The sequence below is a fragment of the Paenibacillus agricola genome, assembly GCF_011440305.1.
GTDB classification, from domain to species: domain Bacteria; phylum Bacillota; class Bacilli; order Paenibacillales; family NBRC-103111; genus Paenibacillus_S; species Paenibacillus_S agricola.
On record NZ_JAAOIW010000001.1, the window covers coordinates 251723 to 266034 of the forward strand.

A 14312-nucleotide genomic window follows, 5' to 3' on the forward strand; every position below is an offset into this window, starting at 1 on the left:
TGAGCATAGCCTTGTATTTGTATGAGAATAAGTATAAGTCCTGGCAGCAATCAATACAATCTACCTGAACCCAAGTGGTTACATCAAAACCTGAGGGTCAACATCGATACTGATCGTCAGCTTATACTGCTTTTCCACATCGCTTAGGGTTGCTGCTGCCTGCTGCACTAGCCCTGCAATAGAAGCTTCTCCCCGATATTTTACCATGCATTGAAATCGATATCTATCCTTGATTCGGGAAATAGGCGAGGCCACAGGCCCAAGAATCTCTATAGGAACAGGAGCAAGCGATTTGGCCAGCTCTTTTAGTTTGGCGGCAAACGTTTCGGCGGACCGCATCAATAAAGGAATTTGTTCATGGGATAAGGTAATCAGTATGAGTCTATGGAAAGGAGGGTAATCATGGAACTTGCGAAAGCCCATTTCTTTATCCATAAAGCTTGTGTAATCATGCTTGCTCGCGCTAATAATACTATAATGCTCAGGTGTATAAGTCTGGATAAATACTTCCCCTGGCAGTTCGTGCCGTCCAGCACGTCCCCCTACTTGCGTCAACAACTGGAATGTCCGTTCCGCTGCGCGAAAATCGGGCAAATTCAGCACCGTATCCGCCGCTAGTGCACCTACAAGGGTCACCATTGGAAAATCAAGCCCTTTAGCCACCATTTGGGTACCTAACAAAACATCTGCCTGCTGATTGCGAAATAGAGTAAGCCATTTCTCATGCGAGCCTTTTTCGGTTGTTGTATCGACATCCATACGGATTACACGAATGCCTGGAAAAAGCTTGCCTAGCTCTTCTTCTACCCGCTGGGTTCCCGTACCGAAATGACGGATATGCTCGCTGCTGCAGCTAGGGCAAACCGTTGCTTCCCGTTCCGTATAGCCACAATAATGGCAGCGCAAGGTCTTGGCCGATTGATGGTAGGTTAATGAAATATCGCAGTGTGGACATTCGGCGACATATCCGCAGCTCCGGCACATCACGAAGGTTGCATAACCACGCCTGTTTAGCAGCAAAACAATCTGCTCCTTCTTTTGGATCCGATCCTCGATCGCTTTATGCAGGCTACGGCTGAACATCGAACGATTGCCTTCGCTCAATTCCTCACGCATATCAACTATATGCACCTTGGGCAGCGGTCGCCCTTCCACACGCTCGCGCATCGTGAGCAGCTCGAAGCGGACTTTCGGCTTGGCCAAATTGCCAATGCTTCTGAGGGTAGCTGGGGGATTTCCCGAGCTGCCTATCTGCGTTTGTTCCGCTTCAGGCAGGGTGCCATACATACTCTCCAAGGATGGCGTAGCGGAGCCCAGTACCACGACGGCTCCATGCTGTGCGGCTCGGGCAATCGACACATCGCGTGCATGATATTTGGGGCTTTCCTCCTGCTTGTAGGAGGATTCATGCTCCTCATCAATGATGATTAAGCCTACTTTGGTGAAAGGAGCAAATATGGCCGAACGGGCACCAATGACCACATTAACCTGCTTGAGCATAATTTTTCGCCATTCATCAAAGCGTTCGCCTTGTGACAATCGGCTATGCAGCACGGCAACCTGGTTGCCGAATCGCCCTTTGAAGCGCTCCACCATTTGCGGCGTAAGCGAAATTTCAGGTACCAGCACGATGGCCTCACGGCCCTGGTCCAGGCAGGTTTGAATCGATTGCAGGTAAACTTCCGTTTTCCCGCTTCCCGTTACACCGTGCAGTAAAAACACCCGATGCTCCAGCTCGTTAACAGCTTGGGAGATTGAACCGAACACGACCTCCTGCTCGGGAGTTAGCGTCAATGGTACCGTGCGCGGAAATGTTCTCAGTGCATAAGGGTCACGCTGCACCTCAACCTCCTTAATGCTCAAATAGCCTTTATCCGCAAGGCCTTTGACCGTGCTGGCACTAATATTTAGCTCACTCAATAAATCGGACAGCTTAATGGGATAAGGGCTTTCTGCCAAATAAAGCAGGACCTGCTTTTGCTTCTTGGATTTATCCGGCAATTGTTCGGCCCAATCCATTAGCTGCAGCGGCTGCTCTACTGGAAACACAGTTAGCACCTTCTTCGCAGACATGCGGTCTTTAATAAGCTGCACCTCAAGCAACTGCCCTTGCGTAATCATTTGTTTAATTAAGCTGCCTTGTGAAGTGAATTTGCTCAGCAGCGATCCAATCTCAATGGAGCCTTTTCCGCGCACAAATTCGATAATGTCTTCCTCGATGGGGAGCAGCAAGGTATGCTGGCCTTGAGAAAGCAAATCGCCATGCGCTCCATCTAGATCCTTATCGCCCACCTTAATATGGCGTTCATATTTAGCTTTTAAGGCTCCGGGAACCATGGCCTGAAGTGCCGTAATTTCGTGGCAAAGATACGTTTGGCTAACCCACTCGGCTAGCTCGACCAAATCAGGAGTCAGCGGTGGATAAAGGTCCAGAACTTCAGATATCGGCTTTAATTTAGCCGGGTCGAAATCGGGACGGTCATGCAGCTCAACAACAAAGCCCTGCAGCTTTCTGGGTCCAAAGGGGACGGCAACCCTGCTGCCAATCGCTACCCATTCTCTCAAGGCTTCGGGAATCAGATAGTCGAATCCACGGTTCGTTTGCTTAGCCGGAACATCCACTATGACTTTGGCATACATCAGTTCATTTGTGCTCCTTTCCTGATTCGCTCAGCTACTCTTAGCAGCACTTCCCGTGCTACACCCTGTTTACTCATGACCGGCAATAACTCAATCAAGCCATTCGCATCATACAGGCGTACCACATTCGTGTCCGTACCGAAGCCCGCTCCTTCCTCGGTGACGTCGTTGGCCACCAGCAGATCACAACGCTTCCGCTTCAGCTTGTCCATCGCATACTCATCAATACGTTCGGTTTCCGCGGCGAAGCCAACTATAAACTGCTTGGTTTTACGTTCCCCGATCGTATATAAAATATCTTGGTTCTTAACCAAGGTTAACGTCATTTCCGCAGCGCTTTTCTTGATCTTTTGTTTCGCCTGGTCGATCGGTCGATAGTCAGTTACAGCTGCGGCTTTAACCACAATATCGGTATCGTCAAAACGCTGAAGCACTGCCTCCAGCATATCCTGTGCGGATTCCACCCTGACCACTTGCACGCCTGTAGGTGCAGGCACCGTTGTTTTCCCTGCTATTAGAGTCACTTCTGCGCCCATATCGCGAGCCGCTGCCGCCAGAGCAAAGCCCATTTTGCCTGATGAGTCATTCGTCAAATAACGGACAGGATCGATGCGTTCGATCGTCGCACCTGCAGTTACTATTATTTTTTTGCCTTGCAGCGATTTTTTTTGGTCAAAAAAACGGTGGATCGCCTCAACAATCTGCTCAGGCTCCTCTAGCCGGCCTTTGCCAACGTAGCCACAAGCCAGCTGTCCTGTACCTGGCTCAATAAAATACACGCCTCTGGAAGCTAAGGTTTCCATATTGGCCAGCACCGCAGGATGAGCATACATATGGACATTCATTGCTGGGGCCACAAGTACCGGAGCCGTGGTGGCAAGAAGCGTTGTGCTTAACATGTCGTCGCCCATGCCGTGCGCCATTTTGGCAATGATGTTGGCCGTAGCCGGAGCGATTACGAATAAATCGGCATGGTCGGCAAGATCGATGTGGGATACGACGGACGCATCCTTTTCATCGAAGGTATCGACAATGACATCATGGCGCGACAACGTCTGAAAGGTTAACGGGGCAATGAATTGAACTGCCGATTCCGTCATAATCACACGTACCTCTGCACCCGCCTGCACTAATTTACTGCATAATGCCGCCCCTTTATAAGCCGCAATGCCACCGCTGACACCAAGAACAATCTTTTTTCCATGCAACATTCCGGGTTCCCTCCCCATTTGTCGAGAAAAAAATAACAACCACAAGGGTTGTCGTTTTAGTATACCTTAGGTTTCTTCTTTATAAAGCTTCTCGTACGAGATCAAATCTTCATAAATTTCTTCCAATGCTAGCCCTACATGCTTGAAGGACTTTCTGTTACGCAGCTCGGATTTGGCACCGTCACGTAAATGTCTTGCACGTTTGGATGCTGCTACTACCAATGAATATTTGCTGTCTACTTTTCCCAAAAGCTCATCAATCGAAGGATGCAACATGTTATTTCACCTCTACCATCCACTGTTTGATTTTGTTCATTACTTTGTCTTTGCGACAGTGCTCGGCTACAATAATCGATTGAATGCGTGAGCAGGCTTTTTCGACCTGATCATTTACAATCGCATAGTCATAATAATCCATTAATCGGAATTCGTCCATAGCCACCGACATTCGGCTCTGTATTGATTCCTCGGTTTCAGTACCACGACCGACGATTCGGCTTTCCAATTCATCTAAGGAAGGAGGCAGCAGAAAAATAAATACGCCTTCAGGAAACCTTTGTTTGACCATCAGCGCGCCTTGCACTTCAATCTCTAGAATGATGTCTTTACCCTCGTTTAACGTTTCTTCAACAAATTGGCGAGGCGTCCCATATCTATTACCGACATACTCGGCATACTCTAGCATTTGGTCAGTATCAACCAACCTCTTAAATTGTTCCCTAGTTTTGAAGAAATAATTCACACCTTCGATTTCACCCGGGCGTGGTGTACGGGTTGTTGCGGAAACCGAATAAACCAATTCAGGTGCATAGCCACGTAATGCTTTACAAACCGTCCCTTTTCCTACACCGGAGGGTCCCGATAATACGATCAGAATTCCTCTCTCCTTACTCGTCATGATCATCGTCCTTATTAGAAAGTCGATGAGCCACGGTTTCAGGCTGCACCGCAGACAAAATAACATGGTCGCTATCCGTAATAATAACCGCACGTGTGCGGCGTCCATAAGTGGCATCAATCAGCATATGGCGATCACGGGCTTCCTGAATGATTCTTTTGATTGGCGCCGATTCCGGGCTCACGATAGAAATGATACGATTAGCGGATACAATATTACCGAAGCCAATATTGATTAATTTGATAGCCATCTGGTTTCCTCCTACAAGTTGTGCTTCAACAAATTTCATGGTAAGTATCATCTAAGTTTTGCTGAAGCGGTTGTTCCCTATTTATTATTCAATATTTTGAATCTGCTCTCTCATTTTCTCTAGCTCTGCCTTCATTTCTACGACGACAGTAGTGAGTTCGGCATGATTCGCTTTCGAGCCAATCGTATTCACTTCTCGGTTCATTTCTTGCAGGAGGAAATCGAACTTTCTGCCCACAGGCTCTGAAGCACTGACAAGCTGCTGGCATTGCTGTATATGACTTTGCAAACGAATTAATTCTTCATCTACATTCGAGCGGTCTGCGAATATGGCAACCTCCATGGCGAGCCTGGCTTCATCAAAAATCGGCTGCTGCAAATATTCCTCAATCCGTGTATGCAGCTTTGAAGCATAATGCTTGACCACTTGAGGAGATAACAGACGGCATTGCTCCAAATAAGAAGCCATCATATCCAAGCGTTGCTTCATATCCGTGCTTAGATGATTGCCCTCGATCTTTCTCATCCTTAGGAGCATCTGCACCGCCGCTTCCGAACAGGCAGATAATTCACGCTCGAACTCTTCATCTGTTGCATGAATGGCTTCTTTAAAGACCATAAGATTGGGTATCTCTAAATAGTCTCGCACATTTAGTGTTGGCTTTAGTCCAAATCTGGCGCTTAGCTGCTCGGCAGCAGATCGATAAGCTTCCGCCAAAGGCCAATTCAGTTCTACAGAACGAACTGCTTCAGCACTTTGTTCGATCGTAACCAGCATATCAACCCGTCCACGCTTTACATGCTTCAACACGATTTTTTTCATCATATCTTCGAATTTAAGGAATTCCCGGGGCATGCGTACAGCAACCTCACAGTAACGATGGTTCACTGATTTCAGGTCAATTTGTACATGGTAACCAGCAAACATGCAGTTTGCTTGTCCGAACCCGGTCATACTAGTAATCAAACTCTTCACATCCATTAGCTTATTTTAATTCATTTTGCTAGTGGGTACAAGTGGAAATCACGCTTTCTGACTTCTCCCACACATATTGAGTCAGTTCCACAGTCATCTCATAAGAGAGAAATGGAGTCATTAAATAAATTCCGTTAAAATACGGCATGGCCGCGTCCAACAGCTCTTTGGCGATCTGCACGCCCATCGCCCGTCCTGCTTCACCCTTGAGGTCACTCATGCGCTGCCGTACCTCGTCAGAAAGCTGGATGCCAGGCACCTCATTATGCAAATATTCAGCGTTGCCGCCACTTGCCAAAGGAGCAATGCCCAAGAAAATCGGGACCGACAGATGCTTGGTGGTTTCATAAATCCGTTTAATAAGCTCCGCATCATAAACCGGCTGTGTCATGATATAATCAGCGCCCGCTTCAATTTTCCGTTCTAGCCGCTGCACCGCTTTTTCCAAATATTTAACATTAGGGTTAAAGGCAGCGCCTACGATAAATTTGGCCTTCTTCTTGAGCGGCTTGCCCGAGAAGGCAATGCCCTCGTTTAACTGCTTAATCATTCTTATAATTTCAAAAGAGGTCAAATCATACACGGAGCTGGAGCCAGGAAGATCGCCGAACTTGGCCGGGTCACCGGTTACCGCCAGCACATGGTCAATATCAAGCGCATGCAGCCCCATCATATGCGATTGGGTGCCAATCATATTACGGTCACGGCAGGCGATATGAATAAGCGGACGAAGGCCGGTTTGTTCTTTCACTAGGTAGCCAAGCGCCATATTGCTCATCCGTGTTACCGCTAATGAATTATCAGCCATCGTTAATGCGTCAATTCCCGCTTCTTTCAGGGCATGGGCACCTTTCATAAACTTTTCGATATCCAAATCACGCGGCGGGTCCAGTTCAACAATAACGGTGTGCCGCTGCTTCACAATGTCTACCAGGCTTGGCTCTACCACGAGTGGCAAAAGCTCGGCAACAGCGTTAGAAGCAGAAATGGGATTGAGGTCTGGCACTACGGATAGCAGAGAATGCCCCAGTTTTTGCTCGGTGACAGCTTGAATGCCCGCTTGCCGAACAGTAGTCTCCGCCTCTTGCTGCATACGGGCAATTAACGTCGAATCCGGTTTATAGCCATCCAGCGCTTTAGCCATATGGGCTATATGCTCAGGTGTCGTCCCGCAGCAGCCACCGATAATACGTGCACCCAGATCGGCAAACTTCAAGGCCGTCTCCGCAAAATATTCCGGCGTAGCCGCATAGGTGAAACGCCCATCGACATAATCGGCAATGCCGGCATTAGGGAATACAGAAAACGGCAAGGGCTGTCCTATCATAGCCGCTTTCTCCATGGAGCGCAGTAAGCCATTCGGGCCGCTGCGGCAGTTAAAGCCTACTACATCGGCTCCACTTTGTTTTAACTTGGCAAAAGCCTCGTTCATCGGGATGCCATCCTGGGTAGTTCCAGTGCCCTCGGTAGCAAATTGGCATATGACTGGAATTGGACTTAGCTTGCGGATGATTTTGAGTGCCAGCAGCATTTCGTCAAGCTCTGAGAAGGACTCTAGCAGCAGTCCGTCCACATCCGTATCGAGCAGGATCTCGATTTGCTGGCGCAGATCTTCTTTGACTTTGGCGGTGCGTACATTTTTCCGTTTGCCCGCACGAATCGAGCCAATCGCACCCACCACATAAGCATTATTACCTACCGCTTTGCGTGCGAGCGCCACCCCTGCCCGATTGATCGCCTCTACCTCATGTTCAAGTCCATATTTCGACAGCTTTTCACGGTTTGCAGAAAATGTATTGGTTTCTATCAGTCTTGCCCCTGCCTCATAATAACGACGATGTACATCGGCTATGACATCAGGCTTTAATAAATTTAACTCCTCATAAGAAATCCCAACCGGGAATCCCATCTGGTATAAAAAAGTGCCCATGGCTCCATCACCAACTAGTATTTGCTGCTGGAGCGCCTCCCTTAAGTCTAACTTCATGCTCTCAAATCCCGCCCTTCACAAAAATCAACCTTTAACGTTTATACAGAAGTGTACAGAAAATTTATAGCTTTAAGCTTCCTGCATATACTTGCTCAGCAGGTCCTGTCATATATACATGGTCGTCCTCTTCATTCCATTCAATAAATAAGTCTCCGCCTTTTAACGATACGGTCGCCGATCGGTCAGAAACACCATTTAACACGGAAGCTACTAGCGTTGCACAAGCTCCAGTGCCACAAGCAAGCGTTGGTCCTGCCCCTCGTTCCCAAACACGCATATCGATTGCATCACGGGCTTTAACTGTTGTAAATTCAACATTAACACGGCGCGGGAACATCGGGTGATGCTCCAGCTTTGGCCCCCACACCCCCAAATCGAATTGGGTCGCATCCTCCACATAAATGACGCAATGCGGGTTGCCCATCGATACCGCAGTAAAAAGAAATGACCTGCCATCCACCTCAATTGGATGGTTGATCACTTGATCCTGGTCCAATAGCGTTGGCACAAGTGAGCCCTGTAGGATGGGAGAACCCATATCCACACGCACAGCTGTGACCATCCCCTCTGAGATAGTCAGCTTAACATGCTGGGCTCCAGCGCCTACAGTCTCTATCGACATTTCCGTTAAGGAAGGTTCGATCATACCGTGCTCATATATATATTTAGCGACACAGCGAATAGCATTGCCGCATTGTTCCGACTCTGAGCCATCTGAATTAATAATTCGCATCTGGTAGTCCGCAATGTTCGAAGGAAGTATATACACTAAGCCGTCTGCACCAATTCCGAAAAACCGATTGCATAAGCGGATAGCCAATTCACTAGCATTGTCCGGCAGCCGGCTCATGCCTGCAACGACGATGAAATCATTCCCTAAACCGTGCATTTTTGTAAAATTCAAAGCCGCCACCCCACTTTCCAGCTGATTCCCTATAATCTTGATAGCCATTATCATAACGTAAAATGGCAGGTATGCATAGTTATTTGACAAAATCCCAGCCTTTTTTTCGCACAAAAACCCCGACAAAGGGAGATACCCCCACTGCCGGAGCTTGGTTGCCCATTATCTAATAACAGGCTTTGTTGTGCCATAACGTATAGATTTACGCTTCGGTGGCTTGCTGAGCAAGCTGCCCATTCCCATCAAGAACGTAGGAATTCCTGCGAATATGAGCACGATGATCCAATCCTGCCCATTCAAAGCGACGGTCTTAAAAATCGGTTGAAGCCGTTCAATGTACAGCACCGCCAGCATTAATAATAACGAGGAAAGTACGGCTAAAACTAAATAGCGGTTTTGCAGCGGGTTCCTGTGAAAAATAGAACGTGAGCTGCGGCAATCAAACACGTGGATTAGCTGTGCCATCACGAGCGTTGCGAACGCCACCGTCTGTGCCTTAACCAGCGTTGCCGCTTCAGTACCCAACTCCTGGTGCAGTACAATCAGGAAGGCGGCTAAGGTGCATACCCCGATCAGGATCCCACGAGATATGATCTTCCAGCCCAGCCTCCTAGCAAAAATATTTTCACGGGCGCCACGGGGGCGCTGCTGCATCAGATCGTTTTCGGCTTGATCTACCCCTAATGCCATCGCCGGGAGGCCATCTGTTACCAGATTGACCCACAAGATTTGAATCGGTACCAGCGGCAAAGGCAAGCCAGCCATCATCGCCAGGAACATAACCAGAATTTCACCAACATTGGATGCCAGCAAATAACGGATAAATTTACGAATATTTTCGTAAATGCTTCGCCCTTCCTCAATCGCCGATACGATCGAGGCAAAATTATCATCACTTAGCACAAGCGCTGCCGCTTCCTTGGATACATCCGTCCCACTAATACCCATCGCGATGCCGATGTCCGCCGCCTTAATGGCTGGTGCGTCATTAACACCATCGCCGGTCATCGCCACGATGTGGCCCTGTCGCTGCAGCGACTTGACGATGCGCAGCTTGTGCTCAGGGGATACCCTTGCGTACACGCAGGTATCCTGCACGCGCGCATCCAGCTCGTCGTCGCTCAGAAGCGTTAGCTGCTGCCCGTTCAAAGCCAGCCCATTAGCTGCCGGCATAATGCCCAGCTGCTTGGCTATCGCTTCCGCCGTGGCTTGGTGGTCACCCGTGATCATCACGGTTTTGATGCCGGCCTTGCGGCATTTGGAAATCGCTTCCCTCACCTCTTTACGAGGCGGATCAATCATCCCGGCCAAGCCGATAAAGATCAGCCCGTTTTCCACATCGATTTCATGCGTGGCATTTTCCGTAGGCTTGAGGTCACGGTAGGCAAACCCAAGCACACGCAAGGCATTTTTCGCCATCCCTTCATTAGCAGCAAGCACCTTCTGTCGCAGTGTCGTGGTAAAAGGGATCACCATTTGATCCCATAACACATAGCTGCACTGATGCAGCAATACATCTGTCGCCCCCTTCGTGCAAGCCATCCGCCCACCTTGGTGCTCAACAATAACCGACATGCGTTTGCGCTCGGAATCAAAAGGAAATTCAGCAACACGCTGATACAAGGCTTCCGTTGCTGGCTGCGCCATGCCTGCTTTAGCTCCTAGGACGACTAAAGCCCCTTCAGTCGGATCTCCCTTGATGCTCCACATACTGAGTGGTTCGTCAAGCGCTTGCTTTCTATGCTTGATTTCTTCTTTTTCTTCAACAAGCTTGGCATTATTGCATAAAACGGATACCTGCAGCAGCCTACGCAGCATCTGGTTATTAGCAAGCTCTACCGGATTGCCATGTAGGGTAAGCTCGCCTTGCGGATCGTAGCCGTCGCCAGCTACCTCAATAATATCTCCGCCCAGCCATAAGTGGGTGACCGTCATTTTGTTCTGTGTCAAGGTTCCTGTTTTATCCGAGCAGATGACCGAGGCACATCCCAAGGTTTCGACAGAAGGCAGCTTGCGGACAATCGCTTTGCGTTGAATCATCCGTTGTACGCCCATAGCAAGTGCAATGGTTACAATCGCCGGAAGACCCTCAGGTATCGCCGCAACCGCCAAGCTCACGCCTGCAAGGAACATCCCATAAGGCTCCTGCCCGTGCAGAATACCTGCCGCTACGACCATCAGCGTTAAGACGAGTGCCACAACAATAAGTATTTTCCCAAGCTGCTCCAGACGGTGCTGCAGTGGAGTTTGCATAGTTTCCGTATTTTGGATCAGGTCGGCGATTTTGCCCATTTCTGTATCCATGCCTGTGCGAACAATGATGCCTTTGGCGGTACCACGTGTCACCATTGTCCCCATAAAACCGAGATTCCGTTGGTCACCCAATGGTATATCCTCGCCCATTAAAACCTGCGTGTGCTTATTTACGGGCACCGATTCGCCGGTTAGAGCAGATTCCTCGGCATATAAGCTATTCGTTTCGATAAAACGCAGGTCTGCGGGTATGCGATCCCCACTTTCCAGCAGGACCATATCCCCGGGAACCAGCTCGCCTGCCGGGATTTGCAGCACGACCCCATCCCGGAATACATTTGCATTCGGAGCAGACAGCTCCTTAAGCGCCCTTAACGACCGCTCTGCCCGATATTCCTGCACAAAGCCGAGAATACCATTCATAATAATGATGGCTACAATCGTGATCGCATCCAAATACTCGCCAAGCAGCCCCGAGATTAAAGTTGCCCCCACCAGCACCAGCACCATAAAATCTTTAAACTGCCCTAGAAATAAAAGGATCGGTGAAATCTTGGTGCCATCCGATAGCTCGTTGCCCCCATATTGCTCCAAGCGCTGCATCGCCTCTGTAGACGTCAGCCCTTTGGAGGACTCCAGGTTCTGAGCTACCATAATTTCTTCAGGCGTCATTTGATACCATTTTTTCTGACTCATGCTTCATTCCCTCCCAAAGGTCGTTCTCCTGCTGCTTTGCCAAAATGCCACAAAGCCCATTTTCCTTCAAATCCCCTTTGGAATAAATGTATTCAGACAAGCTCAAAATTAGCACAATTGAAAAGACGCTTAAGTTTTTGCCCAAAGTGTGGCATGATAGAGGGTGAAGTTAAACTTCTATACCATTATAAGTAAGAACGGAGTTGTAATTGTCATGTCGTTAGACGGCCTCGTCGTCCACAGCCTGGTGCAGGAGCTCCAAGCTTGCGTGGGTGGACGCATCAATAAAGTACATATGCCCTCGGGGCACGATATTGTGCTGCAGCTACGTGCACAGGGCAGCAATCTGAAGATGCTGCTATCGGCCAATCCTACCTATCCACGTGTGCATCTTACCGAGCAAGCATTCGCTAATCCAAAGGAAGCACCCATGTTCTGTATGCTGCTGCGCAAGCACTGCGAAAGCGGTATTATTGAAAGCATCACTCAGCCCGGTTTAGAGCGGGTTATTCATATGGGGATCCGCCAGCGTGATGAGATTGGGGACGTCAGCACCAAAACCATTATTATTGAAATCATGGGACGGCATAGCAATATTATTTTGCTTGACCCTTCTACGAATACGATTGTTGATGGTATCCATCATGTAACCCCTGCTATCAGCAGCTATCGGATCGTTATGCCGGGCAGCCGTTATAACGCACCTCCAGAGCAGCACAAGGAGCTGCCTTTTCAAGTTAGCCGTGAAGCGTTTATCGAATTGCTCACCCAAGCTCCACCTACGCCTCCTCAACTGGGGACGGAGCATGCGCCAGAGCTTGACGAGAGCTTTAAAACGGCTGCGAAGCCGGCTATTACCTTTGATGAGCAAACCTGGGAGCAGCGCCTTGTCAGCCGATTCAGCGGATTCAGCCCTTTGGCAGCCAAAGAAATCGTATACCGTACGCAGCCACCCATTACTGTAGCCCATACCCCTATCGAAAATGCTACACGGCTCTGGGAGCCCTTCCATTCGGTTATTGAGCAGCTGCGGTCCGGCATTGGCGTGCCCCATATTTGTGAAGCCGATACAGGCAAAGCTTATTTCTCCGTAATCGAGCTGACCCACCTGCAAGGCGAGATCAAGCGCTATGCAACGGTAAGCGAATGCCTTGAAGGTTTTTATGGCGACAAAGCCGAGCGTGATACCGTTAAGCAACGCGTGTCGGATTTGCTGAAATTTTTACAAAATGAACGCAATAAAAATGCCAAAAAGCTGGAAAAGCTCCAAGATACGCTTAACGAAGGCCAGGATGCTGACAAGTTCCGAATTCTAGGCGATTTGCTGACCTCTTCGATGCATCTGATGCAAAAAGGTGCCTCTACCGTAGAAGTCATTAACTATTATGACGATGAGCAGCAGATGGTTAACATCGCTATCGATCCTTTGATTTCGCCTTCGGAAAATGCACAGCGCTATTTCAAAAAATATACAAAAAGCAAAAACAGCCTCATTGCTGTAAAGGGGCAGATGGAACAAACCCATGAGGAGATCCTCTATTTGGATAGCCTGCTCCAGCAGCTTGGTACGGCCTCACTTAGCGACATTGCCGAAATCCGCGAAGAATTGATCGAGCAAGGCTATATCCGCGACCGCAGCAAAAAAACGCGCAAAAAGAAGCAAAACCAGCGTCCTTTGCTGTCCTGCTTCACTTCAAGCGAGGGTATTCCTATTTATGTAGGGAAAAACAATACGCAAAATGAATATTTAACGAACCGCTTGGCACAATCGGCCGATACTTGGCTGCATACCAAAGATATCCCCGGCTCCCACGTTGTGATCCGCAGCCTGCAGTTCGGAGATGCGACGCTCAATGAGGCTGCCCAGCTGGCTGCTTTTTTCAGTCAAGCCAAGGCGTCCAGCCAAGTACCTGTCGATGTTACTTTGGTGAAGCATGTCCGCAAGCCAAGTGGCGCGAAGCCAGGCTTTGTCATCTATGACCACCAAAAAACGGTGTTTATTACACCGGATGCGGATGGAATTAAGCTGATGAAGGTGGAGTTTAAATAACCCTCCCAAACCCTCCCTATAGGGAGGGTTTGGGAGGGTGTTGCCCTCTGGACTCCCCTGGATCGTGTGCAGAGCTGCGTTGTTCTCGGGGCGCTTTCGTCCCTACGGGACACGCTTGACTTGGGTGCTGGGATTGTGGAGCAGCTGCGTTGTTCTCGGGGCGCTTTCGTCCCTACGGGACACGCTTGACTTGGGTGCTGGGATTGTGGAACGGGTTTTCGGAAGGCAGACGGTTTAGACGCTCGTCCCTTTGGGACATGGCTCACTTCGGTGTGTCGCGGGTATCGCTTCTGCGGGTGGTTTAGACGCTCGTCTTATCGTTGAACAAAAAAATGAGGCTAATACGATGTTTTTAATCGTGTTAGCCTCTTTACTTTCCATATTCGTACCTACATGCAACAGTTTTAACGTCTCAGCCTCTTAAATGCACTTGCTGCGGTTATTA

11 protein-coding genes are annotated in these 14312 nt (G+C 48.9%); 2 read left to right on the forward strand and 9 right to left on the reverse strand.

Going from position 1 to position 14312, the window contains the following annotated elements; all coding sequences use genetic code 11:
* Nucleotides 1-78 precede the first annotated feature (78 nt).
* The 9 genes from priA to G9U52_RS01295 form a co-directional block, all read right to left on the reverse strand.
* Nucleotides 79-2640 (reverse strand): primosomal protein N', encoded by a 2562-nt coding sequence (priA, locus tag G9U52_RS01255; RefSeq protein ID WP_166144985.1) that lies wholly within the window; start codon nt 2638-2640, stop codon nt 79-81.
* Nucleotides 2640-3851, reverse strand: coding sequence for a bifunctional phosphopantothenoylcysteine decarboxylase/phosphopantothenate--cysteine ligase CoaBC (gene coaBC, locus G9U52_RS01260; protein ID WP_166144988.1), 1212 nt, complete (start codon nt 3849-3851; stop codon nt 2640-2642). The genes priA and coaBC overlap by 1 nt, the downstream gene beginning before the upstream one ends.
* 66 nt (nt 3852-3917) lie before the next feature.
* A complete protein-coding gene (rpoZ, locus tag G9U52_RS01265; protein WP_166144991.1) occupies nt 3918-4127 on the reverse strand; it encodes a DNA-directed RNA polymerase subunit omega in 210 nt (69 codons plus the stop codon).
* Nucleotide 4128: 1 nt separating this feature from the next.
* Nucleotides 4129-4749 (reverse strand): guanylate kinase, encoded by a 621-nt coding sequence (gmk, locus tag G9U52_RS01270; protein WP_166144994.1) that lies wholly within the window; start codon nt 4747-4749, stop codon nt 4129-4131.
* Nucleotides 4739-4999 carry an extracellular matrix/biofilm regulator RemA gene (gene remA / locus G9U52_RS01275; RefSeq protein ID WP_009672664.1) on the reverse strand — a complete coding sequence of 87 codons (261 nt, stop codon included), beginning with the start codon at nt 4997-4999 and terminating at the stop codon, nt 4739-4741. Before remA ends, gmk begins: the two co-directional genes overlap by 11 nt.
* Nucleotides 5000-5083: 84 nt before the next feature.
* Nucleotides 5084-5980: a YicC/YloC family endoribonuclease gene (locus G9U52_RS01280; RefSeq protein WP_243767078.1), complete on the reverse strand. Its 897-nt coding sequence runs from the start codon at nt 5978-5980 to the stop codon at nt 5084-5086.
* 22 nt (nt 5981-6002) lie between these two features.
* Entirely contained in the window at nt 6003-7961 is a 1959-nt protein-coding gene (locus G9U52_RS01285) for a bifunctional homocysteine S-methyltransferase/methylenetetrahydrofolate reductase (RefSeq protein ID WP_166144999.1), read from the reverse strand.
* Nucleotides 7962-8025: 64 nt separating this feature from the next.
* The gene (gene dapF, locus G9U52_RS01290) at nt 8026-8868 is read right to left on the reverse strand and encodes a diaminopimelate epimerase (protein ID WP_166145002.1); all 843 of its coding nucleotides are present in this window, start codon (nt 8866-8868) and stop codon (nt 8026-8028) included.
* A 162-nt stretch (nt 8869-9030) separates the two neighbouring features.
* Entirely contained in the window at nt 9031-11817 is a 2787-nt protein-coding gene (locus G9U52_RS01295) for a calcium-translocating P-type ATPase, SERCA-type (protein ID WP_166145006.1), read from the reverse strand.
* 214 nt (nt 11818-12031) lie between these two features.
* Between G9U52_RS01295 and G9U52_RS01300 the strand changes: the two genes are divergently transcribed.
* Nucleotides 12032-13867, forward strand: a complete 1836-nt coding sequence (locus G9U52_RS01300) for an Rqc2 family fibronectin-binding protein (protein WP_166145009.1) — start codon at nt 12032-12034, stop codon at nt 13865-13867.
* Nucleotides 13868-13904: 37 nt separating this feature from the next.
* On the forward strand, nt 13905-14105 hold the full coding sequence (locus G9U52_RS01305; RefSeq protein ID WP_166145012.1) for a hypothetical protein: 201 nt from the start codon (nt 13905-13907) through the stop codon (nt 14103-14105).
* Nucleotides 14106-14312 lie beyond the last annotated feature (207 nt).